This window comes from Vibrio sp. Y29_XK_CS5 (assembly GCF_024181835.1).
Classification (GTDB): domain Bacteria; phylum Pseudomonadota; class Gammaproteobacteria; order Enterobacterales; family Vibrionaceae; genus Vibrio; species Vibrio harveyi.
In genome coordinates this window covers 1,680,097-1,698,956 of sequence record NZ_JAMZAM010000001.1, presented here as the reverse complement: position 1 = coordinate 1,698,956, position 18,860 = coordinate 1,680,097, and the positions used below count along the sequence as shown (strand labels likewise).

General features: G+C 45.8%; 16 protein-coding genes. 11 read left to right on the top strand and 5 right to left on the bottom strand.

Annotated features, from left to right (window positions below; genetic code table 11):
* Positions 1–3: 3 nt before the first annotated feature.
* The 5 genes from tkt to NL647_RS07570 all read left to right on the top strand — a co-directional run bounded on the left by tkt (position 4) and on the right by NL647_RS07570 (position 7,266).
* Positions 4–2,001 (top strand): transketolase, encoded by a 1,998-nt coding sequence (gene tkt, locus NL647_RS07590; protein ID WP_253649925.1) that lies wholly within the window; start codon positions 4–6, stop codon positions 1,999–2,001.
* A complete protein-coding gene (gene rpiA / locus NL647_RS07585) occupies positions 2,001–2,696 on the top strand; it encodes a ribose-5-phosphate isomerase RpiA (protein ID WP_009697920.1) in 696 nt (231 codons plus the stop codon). Before tkt ends, rpiA begins: the two co-directional genes overlap by 1 nt.
* Before the next feature lie 59 nt (positions 2,697–2,755).
* Positions 2,756–4,162 carry a Sapep family Mn(2+)-dependent dipeptidase gene (locus tag NL647_RS07580; protein ID WP_017818470.1) on the top strand — a complete coding sequence of 469 codons (1,407 nt, stop codon included), beginning with the start codon at positions 2,756–2,758 and terminating at the stop codon, positions 4,160–4,162.
* 3 nt (positions 4,163–4,165) lie between these two features.
* Positions 4,166–5,752, top strand: coding sequence for a PTS transporter subunit EIIC (locus tag NL647_RS07575; protein WP_005453012.1), 1,587 nt, complete (start codon positions 4,166–4,168; stop codon positions 5,750–5,752).
* 101 nt (positions 5,753–5,853) lie between these two features.
* The gene (locus NL647_RS07570; protein ID WP_005453010.1) at positions 5,854–7,266 is read left to right on the top strand and encodes an alginate export family protein; all 1,413 of its coding nucleotides are present in this window, start codon (positions 5,854–5,856) and stop codon (positions 7,264–7,266) included.
* A 152-nt stretch (positions 7,267–7,418) separates the two neighbouring features.
* On the opposite strand, the gene NL647_RS07565 is transcribed toward NL647_RS07570, so the two are convergent.
* The gene (locus tag NL647_RS07565; protein WP_253650112.1) at positions 7,419–7,895 is read right to left on the bottom strand and encodes a peptide-methionine (S)-S-oxide reductase; all 477 of its coding nucleotides are present in this window, start codon (positions 7,893–7,895) and stop codon (positions 7,419–7,421) included.
* 158 nt (positions 7,896–8,053) lie between these two features.
* On the opposite strand from NL647_RS07565, the gene NL647_RS07560 reads away from it, so the two are divergent.
* Entirely contained in the window at positions 8,054–8,443 is a 390-nt protein-coding gene (locus NL647_RS07560) for a VOC family protein (RefSeq protein WP_017818473.1), read from the top strand.
* 91 nt (positions 8,444–8,534) lie between these two features.
* The gene (locus NL647_RS07555) at positions 8,535–9,275 is read left to right on the top strand and encodes a DNA-binding transcriptional regulator YciT (protein WP_017189618.1); all 741 of its coding nucleotides are present in this window, start codon (positions 8,535–8,537) and stop codon (positions 9,273–9,275) included.
* Here NL647_RS07555 and malI read toward each other — a convergent pair.
* Positions 9,272–10,294 (bottom strand): Mal regulon transcriptional regulator MalI, encoded by a 1,023-nt coding sequence (gene malI, locus NL647_RS07550; RefSeq protein WP_253649924.1) that lies wholly within the window; start codon positions 10,292–10,294, stop codon positions 9,272–9,274. The genes NL647_RS07555 and malI overlap by 4 nt on opposite strands.
* Before the next feature lie 237 nt (positions 10,295–10,531).
* Here malI and malX point away from each other — a divergent pair, with 237 nt between their 5' ends.
* The 3 genes from malX (at position 10,532) to manA (ending at position 14,584) form a co-directional block, all read left to right on the top strand.
* Positions 10,532–12,103 (top strand): maltose/glucose-specific PTS transporter subunit IIBC, encoded by a 1,572-nt coding sequence (malX, locus tag NL647_RS07545; RefSeq protein WP_253649923.1) that lies wholly within the window; start codon positions 10,532–10,534, stop codon positions 12,101–12,103.
* A gap of 93 nt (positions 12,104–12,196) precedes the next feature.
* Complete coding sequence (locus NL647_RS07540) at positions 12,197–13,375, top strand: MalY/PatB family protein (protein ID WP_253649922.1); 1,179 nt, start codon at positions 12,197–12,199, stop codon at positions 13,373–13,375.
* 21 nt (positions 13,376–13,396) lie between these two features.
* Positions 13,397–14,584 carry a mannose-6-phosphate isomerase, class I gene (manA, locus tag NL647_RS07535; RefSeq protein ID WP_253649921.1) on the top strand — a complete coding sequence of 396 codons (1,188 nt, stop codon included), beginning with the start codon at positions 13,397–13,399 and terminating at the stop codon, positions 14,582–14,584.
* A gap of 101 nt (positions 14,585–14,685) precedes the next feature.
* Here manA and NL647_RS07530 read toward each other — a convergent pair whose 3' ends face one another.
* The 3 genes from NL647_RS07530 to NL647_RS07520 all read right to left on the bottom strand — a co-directional run bounded on the left by NL647_RS07530 (position 14,686) and on the right by NL647_RS07520 (position 17,062).
* Entirely contained in the window at positions 14,686–15,579 is an 894-nt protein-coding gene (locus tag NL647_RS07530) for a DMT family transporter (RefSeq protein ID WP_050902581.1), read from the bottom strand.
* A gap of 134 nt (positions 15,580–15,713) precedes the next feature.
* A complete protein-coding gene (locus NL647_RS07525; RefSeq protein WP_005452997.1) occupies positions 15,714–16,517 on the bottom strand; it encodes an alpha/beta hydrolase in 804 nt (267 codons plus the stop codon).
* Positions 16,518–16,705: 188 nt separating this feature from the next.
* The gene (locus NL647_RS07520) at positions 16,706–17,062 is read right to left on the bottom strand and encodes a VOC family protein (RefSeq protein ID WP_017189613.1); all 357 of its coding nucleotides are present in this window, start codon (positions 17,060–17,062) and stop codon (positions 16,706–16,708) included.
* Between the two features lie 259 nt (positions 17,063–17,321).
* Here NL647_RS07520 and NL647_RS07515 point away from each other — a divergent pair, with 259 nt between their 5' ends.
* Entirely contained in the window at positions 17,322–18,836 is a 1,515-nt protein-coding gene (locus NL647_RS07515) for a catalase (protein ID WP_069217780.1), read from the top strand.
* Positions 18,837–18,860 lie beyond the last annotated feature (24 nt).

Below are 18,860 nucleotides of genomic sequence, written 5' to 3'. Positions count from 1 at the left end.
AAGATGATCTCTCGAAATAAACTTGCAGACACGATTCGTGTATTGAGTATGGATGCGGTGCAAAAAGCTGGCTCTGGTCACCCTGGTGCACCGATGGGCATGGCGGATATTGCGGAAGTTCTGTGGCGTGATTTTCTAAAACATAATCCCACCAACCCTAATTGGCCGGATCGTGACCGTTTCATTCTTTCTAACGGTCATGGCTCTATGCTGATTTACAGCTTATTGCATTTGTCTGGCTATGATTTGACGATGGCAGATATTCAATCTTTCCGTCAGTTGCATGCTAAGACTGCGGGACATCCAGAATATGGTTATGCACCGGGGATTGAAACAACGACTGGTCCGCTAGGTCAAGGCATTACCAATGGGGTTGGTATGGCACTCGCTGAGAAGGTATTAGCTGATCAGTTTAATCGTCCTGGTCATGATATCGTTGACCACCACACCTATGTGTTTATGGGTGATGGCTGCATGATGGAAGGCATTTCCCACGAAGCTTGTTCGTTAGCTGGTACACTAGGTTTAGGCAAGCTGATTGCGTTTTGGGATGACAATGGCATTTCAATTGATGGCGAGGTTGAAGGATGGTTTTCGGATGATACGCCTAAACGTTTTGAAGCATATGGTTGGCACGTCATTGCGGATGTTGATGGTCATAACGCTCAATCAATTCGCCAAGCGATTCTAGAGGCTCAGGCAGAAACCAGTAAGCCAACGTTAATTTGCTGTAAAACCATTATTGGCTTTGGATCGCCAAACAAATCAGCAAGCCACGATTGTCATGGTGCACCGTTAGGTGAAGAAGAGGTAGCGCTAGTACGTCAAAACCTAGGTTGGGAATACGCCCCGTTTGAAATCCCGCATGAAATCTATCAAGCGTGGGATGCCAAAGTTGCAGGTAAAGATGCGGAAGCGCAATGGGCGAATCGCTTTGTGGAATATGAATCGGCATACCCAGAGCTGGCAGCAGAGTTTAATCGTCGAGTAAAGGGCGACCTACCAGAAAACTGGGCTCAAATCAGTGAAGATGTGATTAAAACTTTGCAAGCCAAACCTGCGACTATCGCGACTCGCAAAGCATCGCAAAACGCGATTGAGGCCTTCGGCGCGCACTTACCTGAATTCCTAGGTGGCTCGGCAGATCTAACTCCATCAAACCTAACGAATTGGTCTGGTTCAAAAGCGATTACCGCTCAGGATGCTTCAGGTAATTACCTTAGTTACGGAGTTCGTGAGTTTGCCATGTCAGCCATGATGAATGGCATTGCTCTCCACGGCGGTTTTATTCCTTATGGCGGCACATTCTTAATGTTTATGGAATACGCACGTAATGCATTGCGTATGGCCGCATTGATGAAGCAACGCAGCATCTTTGTCTACACGCATGATTCAATTGGTTTGGGTGAAGATGGTCCAACGCATCAACCTGTGGAACAAATCGCATCACTGCGTTTAACGCCAAACATGAGCACATGGCGTCCTTGTGACCAAGTCGAGACCGCAGTCGCTTGGAAAGCCGCTATCGAGAGAACGGATGGTCCAACTTCACTGATTTTCTCGCGCCAGAATCTTGTTCAATTTGAGCGTGATGAGGAGACATTAGAAAACATCGTGAAAGGTGGTTACATCTTGTCCGACTGTGACGGTGAACCTGAGCTTATTCTCATTGCCACGGGTTCTGAAGTTGCTCTTGCTATGGAAGCAAAGGCGCAGTTGAACAATGTTCGCTGTCGTGTGGTTTCGATGCCTGCAACCGACGTGTTTGACGCGCAGAGTGCACAATACCAGCAACACGTTCTCCCAACCAATGTGACCAATCGTATCGCGATTGAAGCTGGTATTCGAGATTACTGGTTTAAGTACGCTGGCTTACAAGGAGAGATCATCGGTATGACGAGCTTTGGTGAGTCTGCTCCTGCTGATCAGCTCTTTGAAATGTACGGCTTTACTGTGGCAAACGTTGTGGATACTGCCAAGCGTATGATGGAGAACGCGTAATGGAAACTTTCATCACAAATACGGTGGATGAATGTGTCAGAGTTAAGGCTGCGAAAGCAGCCTTGGACCACATTCTACAAAATGTCACTCCAGATACGGTTATTGGAATTGGTACAGGTGCAACAGCAGAAGTATTTGTCCAATTATTGGCAGCTAGTGGCGTGGCGTTTGCTCACTGTGTATCAAGTTCAGAACGCTCTTCTAAAGCCATCCAGAGTTCAGGTTTGAAAGAAATCCCTCTCGCAGACTGCTTGTACGTGGATTATTACGTTGATGGCATTGATGAAGGGTTGACAAACGGCATCACAATCAAAGGTGGAGGCGCGGCTTTAGGGCGTGAAAAAGTCATTGCCTCTATGACTAAGTGCTTTATCACCATCTCAGATGAAGGACGTTTAGTGGAAACGTTGGGGAGATTCCCTCTGCCAATTGAAGTCCTCCCAGCGGCGAAAATGCCAGTTATTCTCGCCTTAAAATCCCTTGGTGGTCGTCCTTTGCAACGCCCTGATTGCGTTACCGATAATGGCAATATCATTTTGGATGTTTCTGGTCTAGATATGAGTGAGCCAACCGAATTAGAACAGCGACTGAACTCCCTTTCAGGTGTGGTTGAGAATGGCATATTTTCTCAATGCCGTGCGCACTATATGGCGTTTTCAAATACACAAGGCGTTCGTTGGTTATCGGTAAATTGAGAGCCTGATAACAAGTTTATTAATAACCTCTTCTTGGCTAGGGATTTAAGGGATTAAACATGATGGAAAGCAAGTTTTCGACAGAAGCAATCGAGTATCTTGAACAGCATATTGATGAGTTACTTAACGATTTATCTGAGCTAGTTGCTATTCCATCAGTACGTGATTTGACGACACAAACAGAGAATGCTCCGTTTGGTTATCAAATTAGACAAGCGTTTGATTACTTAATCAAATTTGCTGAAAGAGAAGGTTTAGAAGTGCGTGATCACCAAGGTTATGCTTTGGATATAAGCTTTGGGCAAGGTGATCAAGAAATCGCTCTGCTGCACCATGTTGATGTGGTGCCAGCAGGGGATGAGACGCTATGGCGAACGCCGCCATACCGCATGACTAAAATTGATAACATGGTTTTTGGACGAGGCGTAACAGACAACAAAGGTCCACTGATTGCTAGCTTGTACATCCTCAAGTTGTTTAAACAACTTACTGCCCCTCTCAATAAGAAAATAAGAGTCATTATTGGTGGTGCAGAAGAGACAACTTGGGAATGTGTAGAGCATTACTTTCAACACAATCCGCAGCCAGAATATGGTTTTTCTCCAGATGGCGACTTCCCAATCGTCAACGGTGAAAAGGGTATTTTGTATGCGTCATTGGAGAAGCAATTTTCTGCCAGAAGCAGTGATAGCGCATGCCAAATTAGACGCATCGAGAGTGAACGAGATAGAACATCCACTTGTCACTTTTTGGTGCTTGAATTGGCAGGCTCTAGTGCTGAAAAAGTAGCGCATCAGTTTGCTGCTTTTGCTGATGTGATTGACTGTCAGTCACATTACCGCGTTGAGATTTCAACGCCGTGGGAGAAATCCCGCAACCCGCATAAAGTTGATAACTGCATGGACAAGTTCGTCAACGTTATGCGCCATGTGGAAGGATTAGATCCAAACTCTGCCAGCTTGGTCCACTTGCTTGATTCCCACTTTGCAAATGACTACGTCGGGCATAAGTTAGGTCTATACCATAACGATGATGAGATGGGATACACAACGTGTTGTGTTTCTGCCATCAACATGGATTCGCATGGCTACAATTTGGATTTTGATTTTCGGTTTCCTAAAGGACTGAGTATCGAGAGAGTTCGTTCCCAATTACTGGCTTTATCCCAACAAGCTGGTGTGAACTTTGTCGAACATCAGTACTTACCTCTATCCTACCTCTCTCCCGAAAGTGCCCTTATCCAAGCGATGGGGAAAGCTTATTCCGATGTTACTGGAACGGATGCAAATTGCTTTAGTAAAGGCGCGGCTTCGTACGCGCGTGCATTGGAGCATGGAGTAGCTTTTGGACCAACTTTCCCTGAAGAAGTGACCTTTGTGCACGAGCCAAATGAACAGCTCAACCTAGAGTCACTAATAAAAGCAATAACGATATACGTGAAAGTTCTCATATCACTTCAGGAGTAAATTATGAGAGATAAGGTTCAAGCACTTGCCGGCGGTATGATGGTTTCCATCATTGTACTGGTCATTGCAGGTATTTTTATAGGGATAGGCGCTGGCGTTGTAAACCAAATGTCAGCTCAAGACTCTGTCATTTTTGCGTTCTTCAAACTGATGCTCGATCTTGGTTTGATGGTAATGCGAAACCTACCACCATTCTTTGCGATTGGTTTAGCCTTTGCCTTGTCAAAATCTGAAAAAGGTTGGGCAGCATTTACAGGCTTTACCATGTTTATGTGTTTCAACGTCGCGATTGGTTCCATTGCCGCTTTTAACGGCTGGACACCGGAAACGACCAGTGTTGATTACCTTGTTAACAACATGGGTTACGACAAAGTTGCCGCACAAAATTTCAATTCACTATGGGGTGAAAACCTAGGCGTATTCTCATACAACATGGGGATCTTTAGCGGGATCATTGTGGGCTGTATCACCGCGGCACTGCACAACCGTTTCTACAAATTTGAAATGCCAGCAATGTTGAGCTTCTTCTCTGGTCCACGTGCTGTCGTAATCTTTGCTTATCTTGCGATTATGCCGATCAGCTTTGTCGCTTATCATGCTTGGCCACCGATCGCGGGTGGGCTGCAATCTATCACGACGCTTATTACTAGCTCGGGTATCTTTGGCTCTTTCCTATTCGGCGTGTTTGATAAGGGGTTACTACCATTTGGTCTCCACCATCTCATCGCCTTCCCAATTGAATACACTCGTGTGGGTGGGGTAATGGAAATTGATGGCGTTGTGTACGAAGGTGTACGTAATATCATGAATGGTCAAATGAGCTCCCCTGAGGCAACTGGTTACATCACACATAACTTTACTAGTGGTCGTATTCCAATTCAGATTGGTGGTCTTACAGGTGCGGCTTATGCGATGTATGTCACCGCGAAACCACAAAACAAAAAGAAAGTCGCTGCGATTATGATCCCTGCCGTATTTACTGCAGCAGTTATCGGGATCACAGAGCCACTTGAATACACTTTCTTGTTTGTTCAACCATTCTTGTTCTTTGCTGTGCACGTGCCATTAAATGGTTTGGCTTATGTCATTACTGAGATGTTTGGCGTCTCAATTCATGGTAACCAACTGTTGTTTATGGTGCCAAACCTACTACAGCCAGAGAAGGTACATGCTTGGGCGTTGCTATGGATTATCCCACTGTACTTCGTTGTTTACTTCTACACATTTAAGTACGTGATTCTGAAGTTCAACTCTAAAACACCAGGTCGTGAAGAGGACGATGATGCAGATATCGCTCTTTACTCAAAAGCAGACTTCAAGAAGAAAAAAGAGCAGAACTCTGCAGGTCTTCCAGTCGAAATTATTAAAGCGCTGGGTGGTGCTGAGAACATCGATAACGTTTCAAACTGCGCCACACGCTTAAGGGTTTCCCTACATGATGAAACGTTAGCGGCAGCAGATGATGTCTGGAAAAAACAACTGAATGCAATTGGCGTGGTGAGAATGCCAAAAGGAATTCAGGTCATCTACGGTGCGAACGTTATTACCATTGCGTCAGGTATTAAAGAAGCGCTGGGCGTCGACTCTTAATCATTCCCCCCTACAAATAAAAAACCAATAACAAGTGAACCCTCCTGTGGTGCGAGCACCACGGGTAGGGATTTCTGTACCCAAAATATGGAAATATAATTATGAAAAATATAACAAAAGTGTCCCTAACCTTGCTTGCAGTGAGTATTTCTGGTGCGCTACACGCAACCGAAGCCCCTACATGGTCTGAAAGAAACCCAATCGTGTTTTGGGGTGATCGTGCAAATGAAGATTGGAGCTACGTAGACAATCTTGCGGAGAGCGAAAAGAGCTTTTCAGAGAAGTTAAAACGCCTTGATATTACTGATGATGGAGAGTGGAAAGTTTCATTTAGCGGTAACATTAAAGCGGCTTTTGATAATCGTTGGAATCATATGTATGACTCTGATGTACGTAAGAAAAATGAGTTCCGTAGCCGAATGCAGTTTGCTACTGATGTGACATACCAAGATTGGGCTCGAATCTACGGTGAAATCCGCACCAACTACACCAACTTAGATAACCCTGGTCCGGTAGATGATGCTGGTACTGACTTCCACCAACTATTCACAGAGTTCAAGTTGCTCGATGATGGTGAACAGTATTTGAGCACACGTTTAGGACGCCAAGAGATCTACCTCAATGAATGGCAAATGATGAACCGAGAACCAACACCCGTGCAATCGAGTTGGAATGCGGCGAGTGCCAAATACAGAGTGAATGGCATCAACTTTGATGTTTATTACGGTGAAGAAGTCTTCCCATTGCGCAAAGATGGCAGTTGGAGTGGGAACTGGGATGACAAAACCAACGGAAAAACCTCCACAGGTATCTTTGCGAATTGGCGCACGGACTATGGCGCAATGCAGGCTTATTTCATGAGCAATGACGTGACTAACAGTTCATTCGTTAATGCTCCTGATGGGGATGTGGATATTCAAGTACTGGGCTTGCACGCACATGATTTTGTTCGTGAAGGTTTCGGGTACATGGTTGATGGTGTTTATCAGTTTGGTGACCATGCTGGCAAAGATATTTCAGCGTATATGGCTTATGCGGATCTGAACTACAACTGGAGTGCAGATTGGAATGTACGTGCAGGTTTAAACCTTCATTATGCATCGGGAACAAGTAAGGATAGCGATAAAGTGAACACGTTCAACCCACTATGGACGGGGGATCCTCTAGGTTTTGCTCATGACGGGGCTTACGGTAACGCGATGCAGGTTGGCGGTTATTCAGTTATTGAGTACATGCCAAAACAGAGCATTATCACTGGCTTTATGTCAACGTGGCGCGCCGATACAGACGATGCGATTTATACCTTAAATCAGGATATTTTGTTCGGTGAAAACTCTGATGAAAAATACGCTTACACTCAATTTTATCTGCAGTTCCACAACTACATTACGGGCAACCTAAAAACGGAGTTGAACCTGTACTATGCGTTGGATAGTGACTATACGCGTGATGTTGTCGGTCCTCAAAGCGATAACATTACTCGTGCCGAAATCGCAGTGATCTACAACTTCTAGTATTGCGATAGACGATAAATATCCAAGCATACTGCTTTTATCTGTCCTATTTGCCTTGATTAAGGCACGTCATGTTTTTTAAGCAGCAATTTTGCCCAGTCGACATGCTGGGCTTTTTTATTGGAAAACTGGGAAGTGTTCAGTGGGTGCCTCTAGGTTTGCTTGTACTTATACAGCAAATCTAACGGGATATGGCAGTAGTCGTTTGGAAAGCGTGTGAGTCGGTCTTGATGCTCATCATCACTTGGCACGTAGTTCGTGAGTGGCAGCACTTCTACGGCGATCTTATCGGCATCTGGTCTTGCTGCGATAAATGCTTTGGCAATCGCTAGGTGTTGTTCGTTTTGACTATAAACCCCGGTGCGGTACTTCTCACCTACGTCTTCACCTTGCTTGTTAACACTGTGCGGGTCGATGATCTCAAACAGATACCCCATTAAAGTTTCAACCGACACTTGTTCAGGGTCGAACTGGGTTTTCACGCATTCCGCGTAGCCATCGTATTCGGTTTGAGTGTTGTCCGTCGTGCCATTTGCTCGTCCTGCTTCGGTGCTGATTACGCCGGGAAGGTGACGCATAAATTCTTGAACACCCCAAAGGCAGCCGCCTGCGAAGTAAATTTCTTCCATCATTCTGTCCTGAAAAACTTTGCGCCATTATGGGCATCACTTTCATTCAAACACAACTCCAACCATAAAACAGGAACAACTCAGAAGTGATTTGCTCTCTTTTTTGTGCTGCGTTTCCTCGTTAGATTGAGCGCAGTTAAGAGCTAGGGGGAATCCTAATGAAAATAGAACATATCGCGATTTGGACTGAACGTTTGGAAGAGCTAAAAGCCTTCTATGAGAAATACTTTAACGCGGTGTCTAACGATAAATATCACAATCCAACTAAGCAATTTTCATCTTACTTTCTTTCGTTTGAAAGTGGTGCACGACTGGAGTTAATGTCGATGGAAGGTGTGACCGCCTGTGAAAAATCTCATGCAATGCAGGTCACAGGGTTGGCACACTTTGCCTTCGCCTTAGGATCAGAGCAGGCCGTGGATCAATTAACTAAAACCTTAGTGGATGATGGCTACCAATGGGTCGATGGTCCGAGACAAACAGGTGATGGTTATTATGAAAGCTGCGTGTTAGATCCGGATGGCAACCGTCTTGAGCTTACGGTGTAACGCAGCTTAGCTTACTTCCATCGTTCACAGGCTGCTTTCATATGAAAGTGTTCGGGCGTATACTGCAAGCTCATCTATAAGGAGTGAGCCTGTGAACTCAAGACAAAATGAAATCCTGCAATTGGTTAATGACCGCAAACGCGTTCAAGTGACGGAGCTTTCTGACATCATTGGCGTGTCGGGCGTGACCATCAGACAGGATTTGAACTTCCTTGAGCAACAAGGCTACTTAAAGCGCGTACACGGCGCTGCGACGGCGCTACAAAGTGACGACATTGATACGCGACTCGAAGTGCGTTTCGACATCAAACAAGCGTTAGCCAACAAAGCGGCAGACTTGGTATCACCAAACGAAACTGTATTGATCGAAGGCGGCAGTGCTAATGCGCTCTTGGCTCGCACATTGGCTGAACGTGGTGACGTCACCCTCATTACTCCATCAGCGTACATCGCCCACCTCATCCGTAACACCTCAGCTAACATCATCTTGCTTGGTGGTGTGTATCAGCATCAAGGCGAGAGCTTGGTTGGACCGCTGACTAAGCTGTGTATTGAGAACATTCATTTCAGCACGGCTTTCTTGGGTATTGACGGTTTCCATCAAGACACAGGCTTTACTAGCCGAGACATGATGCGTGCAGAAATCGCTGAAACAATCATTGCGAAAAAGCGCCGTAATATCGTGCTGACGGACTCAAGCAAGTTTGGGCAAATCTACCCATCTTCGATTGGTAAAACGAGTGAAATCTCTGTGTTGTTAACCGACAAAGCCGCTCCGAAAAGCGACCTCGAACAGTTGAGAAAGCAAGGCGTGGAAGTGGTGTTGGGTTAAGCCGACTCACGAACAATGAGTTTGGGAGGCAGGATCAAGCTGTAAGGTTCGCTGTCTTCTTGCTTGAGTTGATTGATCAATCGTTTTGCCGCTTGTCTTCCCATCTCTCGTGCATTGGAATTAACGAAGGTGAGCGGTGGTTCAATTAACTCTGCTTCTTCAACGTCATCAAAACCAATCACCGATACTTGCTCGCCGATAAACTGATCTTTACCGATAGAACGTCCCGCTCGATGTATGCCATAAACCGCGCCTAGTGCCGTCGAGGAATGGTGACAAAGAACCGCAGTAATCTGTGGATGTTCCAACAACAACTGCTGCACAGCTTGAGCGGCAGACGCTTGGCTTTTCTCACACTCGACCACCCATTCTGGTTTGAAAGGCAAACCAAACTGCATCAGAGTTGAACAATACCCACCAATACGCTCAGCACGGCACAAAGAACTGCTCGCGCCACCGACATAAGCGATTCTGCGATGCCCTTGCTTAACCAGATGCTCCGTCGCCAACTTGGCGGCGTACATGTTGTCTGGTCCTACATAGTCGATTTGCTTATCCACCGAAGCGCGTGAAATGCACACCATTGGCAGATTGTGTTGCTTAAGGTTTTCGACGTTGAACTGCTGGCTTTCACCAATCGGGCAAAATGCGATACCACCGACACCTTGGCGTGCCATGGTTAATACGCACTTCTCAAACTTTTCTTGACTATCCCCACTTTGAGCCAGAAACAGCATGTAACCTTGTTGCTCGATTTCTTCACTCAATCCTGCTGCGACTTCTGCGTAATAGGGATCACTGATGTCTTTGAGGATCAATCCAATGATTTCGCTGGAATTGGATCGTAGGTTGGCAGCGGCACGGTTACGGATATAGCCGAGCTCTTCTACCGCAGCGTTGACCTTTTCTATTGTGTCTGGAGAGATCCGCCCTTTACTCCCCAACACCATAGAGACGGTGGTAACTGACACGCCAGCATGTTTAGCGACTTCTGTAATGGTCACTTTTTTTGACGACATAGATTCACTTTATGGATTAGAAAAACGTTTTATCATCAAACTGTAACCCTATTAGGTTGATTTTAAAAGCCCTACACAGTTTGTGGAAAAAGATATCTAACTCGATCACAGAATTTTTGGTAAAACGTTTTATCAAAATTTTTAGCAGCGTATATTGAGTGCATAAAAACAACACTTCATGCGCACATAATGTGATGTGTATGAGCCCTACAAGTTCTCAAATTCCGGAGACAAACTATGTCTAAAAGCAATAAATCGACCATGTGGGAGTTCTTGCAAAGCCTCGGCAAGACCTTCATGTTGCCAGTCGCGCTGCTGGCATTCTCAGGTATTCTTCTTGGTGTCGGCAGCTCGTTTTCTAGCGCTGCTATCAAAGAAGCCATCCCATTTTTAGACAACACCCCTTTGCAATACCTGTTTATGTGGATGACCAAAATCGGTCTTGTCGCATTCATTTACTTACCTGTAATGTTCGCAGTAGCTATCCCGCTTGGGTTAGCGCGTGAAGAGAAAGGCGTGGCAGGTTTCGCGGGTTTCGTTGGCTATGCTGCGTTCAACCTTGCGATCAACTTCTTCCTAACCGTCGCTGGTGTACTAGACAGTGAAGCGGAACGTGCCGCCTACGGTGTGAAAAGCATCATCGGCATTGAATCGATTGATACTGGTATCCTTGGCGCGGTAATCGTTGGTGTGATTGTTGCGAAACTTCACCAGCGTTTTTACACCTTCAAAATGCCAGATGCGCTAGCGTTCTTTGGTGGTGCTCGTTTTGTTCCAATCATTTCTGCATTGGTACTGGGCGTTGTCGGTGTATTTATCCCATTCGTATGGCCTTACTTTGCTGCAAGCATTAATGGTATCGGTCATGTGATCGAAGGCGCGGGTGATTTCGGTCCTATGCTGTTTGGTACAGGCGAACGTTTATTGCTGCCAATCGGTCTTCACCATATCTTGGTTGCGCTGATTCGATTCACTGAAGCAGGCGGTACTATGGATGTGTGTGGTCAAACCGTGTCTGGCGCATTAAACATCTTCTACTCTGAATTGTCTTGTCCTGACACAACGGCATTTACACCGGAAGTCACGGCATTCTTGTCTCAAGGTAAAATGCCAACTTTCCTAGGCGGTTTACCGGGTGCAGCTCTTGCGATGTACCACTGTGCTCGCCCTGAGAACCGCTCAAAAATTAAAGCACTGCTTATCTCTGGCGTCGTAGCTTGTGTGGTAGGCGGTATCACTGAGCCGCTTGAATTCTTGTTCCTATTCGTTGCGCCAGTGCTTTACTTTGTCCATGCGATTCTGACTGGTCTGGGTTTTATGGTGATGGGCTTGCTTGATGTCACCATCGGTAACACAGACGGCAACCTGATTGACTTCTTGGTGTTCGGTATCCTGCAAGGCACGGCGACGAAATGGTACTTAGTACCGCTGGTGGCGGGTGTTTGGTTCGTGGTTTATTACTCAGTATTTAAGTTTGCGATCACTAAGTTCAACCTAAAAACACCAGGTCGTGAAGTCGATACGGCGGAAGTGGACAAAGAGCTTGAAGCGGCATTCATCAACGAATCTGGCAAAGGTGCCGCAGTATTGGCAGCCCTTGGTGGCAAAGAGAACATCACGGCTTTGGATAACTGCATCACTCGTCTTCGCTTGTCTGTTAACGATATGAGTTTGGTCGACGACGCGAAGTTGAAAGCCAACGGTGCGTTGGGTGTAGTGAAGCTTGATGAGCACAACCTGCAAGTCGTGATTGGCACGCAAGTTCACCTAGTGAAGAATGAAATGCAAGCCATCATGTCTGCTAGCTAATCATTGCTTTGATAGATGCTCCCCCTCGGCACAATCTCCATCCTCCCCCCCCAATGAGATTGTGACGAGGGACCTTAATATTGGAATATTCGTATGACTCAGAATTTCGACTTTGATACACCGATTGATCGCACTGGCACTTACTGCACGCAGTGGGACTACGTTCAGGATAGATTTGGTAAAGCGGGTCTACTCCCGTTTACCATTTCAGATATGGATTTTGCTGCGCCAGAGCCTGTAATGAATGTGCTTAAACAACGTTTAGAGCATCCGGTATTAGGTTATAGCCGCTGGAATCATGAGGATTTTAAGTCCGCGATTCGCTACTGGTATCAGACTCGCTTTGACTGCGAAATCGATACTCAGCAAGTGGTGTACGGACCTTCGGTTATCTACATTGTGTCAAAGTTGATTGAGCAATGGAGTCAGCCGGGGCAGGGCGTGGTGTTCCATACGCCAGCTTATGATGCGTTCGACAAAATGATTGAAGGGCAAGACCGTACGTGCGTTCGCAGTCCGCTCATCAAACAGAAGGGTCGATTTGAAATTGACTGGCAAGATCTGGAAACCAAACTCGCTGACCAGAATAACACAGTGCTGTTGTTGTGCAGCCCTCACAACCCAACAGGGCGAGTGTGGCGTCAAAGCGAATTGGAAAAGATGGCGGAGCTTTGTAACCAATACCAAGTCAAAGTTATTTCTGATGAGATCCACATGGATGTGTGCTTTAAGCGTCACGTCCCTTACGTGGGGGTTGGTTGTTTACAAGATTGGGCTGTCGTCACATCGGCGTCTAAATCATTCAATATTCCAGCCTTGAATGGCGCGTATGCGTTGATCGCGGATTCACCAACTCGCGAACGTTATCTGCATAAACTCAAAGAGGTGGATGGTCTTTCATCGCCTTCTATTATGGGCGTGCTTGGTACGATGGCGGCTTATCGTCACGGAGAACCTTGGTTAAAGGCGCTCAACGAGTATGTATTGGCTAACCATCAATACGTGAAAGAAGCACTGGAAAGCGCCTTTCCTGAAGTGAGTTACCTTGTCCCAGACGCGACCTATTTAGCATGGATTGACTTATCTGTTTTGAATCTAGATATGACGCTGCTTAATCAGGCGTTAATTGAGCAATTCAATGTTGCCATCATGTCTGGAGATGTTTATGGCGATTCTGGTAAAGGCTATCTCAGACTCAATCTGGGTTGCCCAAGAAGCAAAGTCGAGCAGGGCGTTTCAGCCTTGATTCAAGCGATCAAATTGCAGTGTTAAAACACCGCGGGAGAGAGTGAGATGTCACTGTTCAAGCTAGATAACGTGATTCAAAACTACGCTTGGGGAAGCAAAGAGTCGATTTCTAAACTATTTGGCATCGAAAATGCGAAACATCAACCTCAAGCTGAAATTTGGATGGGAGCGCACCCTAATGGTTGCTCGCGCCTCGCAGCAACCGGTGAGTTATTATCTGATGTGATTGCGAGAGACAAAGCAAGCATGTTTGGTGATTACACCATGATGCGTTTCGGTGAACTTCCGTACCTATTCAAAGTGCTTGCGGCGGATTCTCCGCTCTCGATTCAAGTTCATCCTAACAAGCGAAAAGCTGAGCTTGGTTTTGCACGAGAGAATGAACAAGGCATTCCGCTTAATGCTCCTAATCGCAACTACAAAGACGCTAATCACAAGCCAGAGTTGGTCTACGCACTGACTTTCTACAAGGCGATGAATGGCTTTCGTCCGATAGAACAGATACTGACGCTGTTCCGCCAATTTGGTATTCGCAGTTTAGATGGTAAGGTGGCAGCGTTAGCCGAGCACCCAAATCAAGACGGGCTGAAAGACTTCTTCACGGCGATCATGACGTTGAACGAAACTCATAAAATTCAAGCCTTGGCAGAATTGGACGCGGCATTAGAGCGTGGTCCGAAGACGGCATTGGAAAGAGAAGTGCTCAGTTATGTGGCTGAGTTTCAAAAGCATTACCCGAAAGACATTGGATTGCTGTCTCCGTTGATGTTGAACACGATAGAACTTGCACCTGGTGAAGCGATGTTTCTCCATGCCGAAACGCCTCATGCGTATGTGCAAGGTACAGCGTTGGAAATCATGGCGAATTCTGACAACGTGCTTAGAGCTGGGTTAACGTCCAAGTACATTGATGTGGATGAGCTTATCGCAAATACGGCATTTCACACCACGCAACCGGAACTGATTAAGCTGCCGCCAATTCATAAAGAGGGCAAATTGAGCTATCCAATTCCGGTAGATGATTTTGGATTTGATATTCTCTCTTCCGATGGCGAATGCAAACAACAGTTTGTGCGTGGTGCAGAGATTGTTTTTTGTGTTGAAGGCAGAGTTGAGATCATGACACTAGAGACAAGTCTGACCCTTAAAGCCGGAGAATCTGCATTTATCACTAACGATTGTAAGTTTTACCAATATCAAGGCAGTGGCTTGCTAGCAAGAGCGTATAACTGAGTGCTTTGTCTATCTCATACACTGAGACCGCTATTCCCGCGGTCTCAAATGGTTTGATGTTACTTGGGCATAAATATGGTGACTGCGCACTACAACGGTCGTTATGCCACTCTTTGTTTTCGCTTTGCCAGCATTGCAGCAGGAGAGAAACCTGTCACCAACATGGTTCCGCCTAGCACCAAAATTGTCCCTATGATGGTATTAAAACCGACAGGTTCACCCAGAATCAAGTAACCCCATAAAATACCAAAAACGGGGACAAGGAAAGTGACGGTCAAGGCAGAAGCAGGACCAATATCCGAAACTAAGCGGAAGTAGAGTAAATAAGCGAGACCGGTACACACAACGCCAAGAGCGATGACGGAGCTCCATTCAAAACTGCTTGGTTCAGCGCGCATTGGTAGGAAAGGTAATAACGGTAGAACCCAAATAACCGCTGCCCACATACTGCCGTGTGCATTGTCGAAAGCTGGAACTTGCGGAGCATTTTTAGTGTAGTTGGTTGCAATCCCATAGCTGAAAGAAGCCATTAGGCTTGCCCCGATGGGGAAGATAGCCTCTCTGCCGATGGTTGAAGAATCCAAGCCGACAAGTACAGCCACACCACCAATACCAATCATCATACCTAGAATGGCTTTTGCCGTTAAAGGACTGCGATACCAAACAAAACCAATTAACGCACCCCATATCGGTGCGGTTGAGTTGAGAATGGCTAAGGTCGACGCATTCAGCGTTTGAGCAGCATAAGCAAAAAGCAGAAAGGGCACGGCGCTATTAAACAAGCCAATAATGAAAAAGTGCTTAATGTGTTTTGTGAAAGCAAGTTTCTTTTTGAGATAGAAAGCTATTAAGAGCAATGCTATTGCCGCAAATGCAACACGAAACTCGATTAAGTAAGCCGGTCCGAACGTATTAGCGGCGACTCGCATAAACAGAAACGAGCCACCCCAAATAGCAGCGAGACAAAGTAAGCGAAAAAAACTGGCTGCAGTCATGATACATCCTTGGTCGAGGTCTAGCGCCCCATTGATTAATTGTTGCGCTAACAGTGGATTAAACCAAGGATGAGATCAACCAGAAATGCAATGTCAGTTCCGAATCTGGCTACCACTGACTTATTTTGATGGTCTTAAATTTCTTCTTTTGGAAACAAGATTGGTAGACTGTCTCTGTAGGTGTGGTACCACATCTTCCCGTGATCTAATTTTTTGTACTCGATGAGCGGTGGCAAATTAAAACCCATGTAGCCCTTCGATTGGATATGTTTATAGAAAGCATCAACCGATGGATGATTTCCGATGTTTGTTGAGCTCAATATAGCGGTGGCTTCTAACCATGGTGAAGCCTCGTAACGTTGCTCCTCCAAAGAATAGATGGTGTCATCAATGCGCCAAAATGACCCGTCAGAGATGATGAAATTTTTGAAGAACTCGACGCCGATGTCTTCCGTTAGCATTATATAGGCAGTTTTTGCGCCTCCAAATGAATGTCCAGCCAGTGTGCGTTCATTTGGATCAATATCGTATTCGGCTTCAACAATTGGGATGAGTTCTTGGGTTAAGAAAAGGTAGAAGTCATCGACGCCTGGTGGCAAATAATCAATGTTTCTGCGTCCAGGAGGACCTTCATGAATGGCGATTAGGATGACATCGAGTTCGGCATTGGCGATGAGGTTACCAAACCCCTGACCAGTCCCATTACCGTCGGAAACGTAGATGACGGGCAAAGATGTCGTGCGCTCTTCATAGTTTTCTGGCAAGTAGATGTCGTAGGGATAACTAACGCCAGTGATATTGGAAAAAATATTGTCTTGTATTTTTTCCGCAGGAACATATGCGGAGCTGCTGTCTACAGAGGAGCCATCTCCCCCACCACATGCCGATAATACAACCCCTATTGAAAGGGCGATGAACCAACGCTTCAAAACTTCCATGTTTTACCTTTGCTTTTGTATTTAAAGAACAAAAACAACTGTATAAGATTTAACCGCTCTAAAAGCCCCGCGTTATCAATAAATGAGAAGGCGAGGCGAGCTGGTTTGTAACTCTTCGAGTCAACTATCGAATGTAATGGTACGTTGTTGTTTTACTTGTCATTAATTATTGTTTTACCTGTCATTAATTAATGGTTTTCAGACCAGACTGCGAATTCATTGCCACCCGGCTCGGTGAAATGGAAACGACAACCGCCGGGAAATTCGAAGATCGGACGAATTACTTGCCCCCCGAACTGTTCGACTTTAGCTAACGTAGCGTGAATATCTGAACTATAGAACACCAGTAGTGCCGCCCCATTTGTTGTTTGGCTCACTTGCTCTGCTGCAAAAAAGCCACCGTCTAAACCTTGACCTGAAAAGGCGCTGTACTCTGGTCCATAGTCAACGAAGCTCCATCCAAAGGCTTGCTCGAAAAACTGTTTAGTCGCATTGATGTCTCGCGTGCCAAACTCAACGTAATTTAACTTTTCATGTTGGTGCATTCTGGTGTCCTTTTCATCGCTGTGCTTTTCTGTCAGTGTATTAACTCTTCCGTCGAGTTTCTCAGCCCGAGTCTAGGTTTTATTAATCAAACCGATAAAACCTCAAAAATTTCATTGGTTCTCCCTATTAAATCTATCGTTATTTCCCATTAAACAAATGTAATTGTTGAAGATATATTCTCGGTGGGCAGAAAAGAGCTTTTGAGTATCCATTGACCACTCGACTGGTCAAATGGTTAGCACGCATTGGAGAGCAACCATGCAGATGTCAAAAAGCTTTTTATTAATTACAGTTGGCTTAGCCAGCACATCTCTACAGGCGCAAACCCTGACAAGAGACAATGGTGCACCAGTTGGTGACAACCAGAATTCAATCACAGCAGGTGAAAATGGCAGCGTATTACTGCAAGACGTTCACCTGATCCAAAAATTGCAGCGTTTTGCTAGAGAGCGAATTCCTGAGCGTGTTGTGCATGCTCGTGGTACAGGTGCTCACGGTGAGTTTGTTGCATCGGGTGATTTTAGTGACTTAACGGTTTCCGCTCCTTTTACTAACAAAGGAAAAGTAACTCCTGTTTTCGTACGTTTTTCGACCGTTATTCACTCAAAAGGATCACCAGAGACACTTCGCGATCCTCGTGGTTTCGCCACTAAATTTTATACTGAACAGGGTAACTGGGATCTGGTAGGGAACAACCTGCCTGTGTTCTTCATCCGTGATTCGATTAAGTTCCCGGATATGGTGCACTCTCTCAAACCGTCTCCAGTTAACAACGTTCAGGATCCAAACCGATTCTTTGATTTCTTCAGTCATGAGCCGAGTGCGACCAACATGCTGACTTGGGTTTATAGCAACTTAGGCACGCCAGCAAGCTATCGCACGATGGATGGCTTTGGTGTGCACGCTTACAAGTGGATCAATAAGCAAGGCGATGTGAACTACGTGAAGTTCCAATGGAAGAGCCAACAAGGTATTGAAAGCCTTCGTCCTGATGAAGTAACTGCGATGCAGGGTAAGGACTTCAACCATTTAACCAATGATCTGTACAAAGAAATTGGGCGTGGTAACTATCCTAAGTGGGATCTCTACGTGAAAGTGCTGTCACCAGAAGCTCTGAGCAAACTGGATTACAACGGGTTGGATGCAACCAAAGTATGGCTGAATGTACCGGATCAAAAAGTCGGCACTATGACGTTGAATCGCCTACCAGAAAATTTCTTTTTAGACACTGAACAGTCGGCATTTGCGCCTTCGAATCTGATTCCTGGTATCGAACCATCAGAAGACCGTTTGCTACAAGGTCGTTTGTTCGCTTATGCAGATACACAGTTGTACCGTTTGGGTGTGAATTTGTTCCAGCTGCCAGTAAACCGTCCTTTAGCATCAGTGAATAACCATAACCAAGATGGATTGAGCAACAACGCGAAGCAAGGCAATGGTGATGTGAACTACGAACCAAGCCGTAAACTGGCGTTGGCAGAAGACACGCAATTTAAAGCGGTTGAAACCAAGCTGGTTGGCACTGTTCAACAAAAAGCGATCAGCAATCCTCGCAACTTCTACCAAGCGGGTGTGTTGTTCCGCAGCATGAACGAGCAAGACCAGAGTGATTTGATTGCCAACTTAGCGGGTGACCTGAACAAGGTGATGGATAAAGACGTTAAGGAAACCATGGTGAGCTATTTCTACCGCGCAGACAAAGAGTACGGTACGCGTTTGGCTGAGGCGACAGATACCAATCTCAAGCAAGTGAAAAACAAAGCGATGATGTAAGCAATAAGTTTTGACCTGCGGGAG

Coding starts and splice junctions, on each gene's coding strand:
- tkt (WP_253649925.1), top strand. CDS start 4: ATGATCTCTCGAAATAAACTTGCAGACACGATTCGTGTATTGAGTATG.
- rpiA (WP_009697920.1), top strand. CDS start 2,001: ATGGAAACTTTCATCACAAATACGGTGGATGAATGTGTCAGAGTTAAG.
- NL647_RS07580 (WP_017818470.1), top strand. CDS start 2,756: ATGATGGAAAGCAAGTTTTCGACAGAAGCAATCGAGTATCTTGAACAG.
- NL647_RS07575 (WP_005453012.1), top strand. CDS start 4,166: ATGAGAGATAAGGTTCAAGCACTTGCCGGCGGTATGATGGTTTCCATC.
- NL647_RS07570 (WP_005453010.1), top strand. CDS start 5,854: ATGAAAAATATAACAAAAGTGTCCCTAACCTTGCTTGCAGTGAGTATT.
- NL647_RS07565 (WP_253650112.1), bottom strand. CDS start 7,895: ATGGAAGAAATTTACTTCGCAGGCGGCTGCCTTTGGGGTGTTCAAGAA.
- NL647_RS07560 (WP_017818473.1), top strand. CDS start 8,054: ATGAAAATAGAACATATCGCGATTTGGACTGAACGTTTGGAAGAGCTA.
- malI (WP_253649924.1), bottom strand. CDS start 10,294: ATGTCGTCAAAAAAAGTGACCATTACAGAAGTCGCTAAACATGCTGGC.
- malX (WP_253649923.1), top strand. CDS start 10,532: ATGTCTAAAAGCAATAAATCGACCATGTGGGAGTTCTTGCAAAGCCTC.
- NL647_RS07540 (WP_253649922.1), top strand. CDS start 12,197: ATGACTCAGAATTTCGACTTTGATACACCGATTGATCGCACTGGCACT.
- manA (WP_253649921.1), top strand. CDS start 13,397: ATGTCACTGTTCAAGCTAGATAACGTGATTCAAAACTACGCTTGGGGA.
- NL647_RS07530 (WP_050902581.1), bottom strand. CDS start 15,579: ATGACTGCAGCCAGTTTTTTTCGCTTACTTTGTCTCGCTGCTATTTGG.
- NL647_RS07525 (WP_005452997.1), bottom strand. CDS start 16,517: ATGGAAGTTTTGAAGCGTTGGTTCATCGCCCTTTCAATAGGGGTTGTA.
- NL647_RS07520 (WP_017189613.1), bottom strand. CDS start 17,062: ATGCACCAACATGAAAAGTTAAATTACGTTGAGTTTGGCACGCGAGAC.
- NL647_RS07515 (WP_069217780.1), top strand. CDS start 17,322: ATGCAGATGTCAAAAAGCTTTTTATTAATTACAGTTGGCTTAGCCAGC.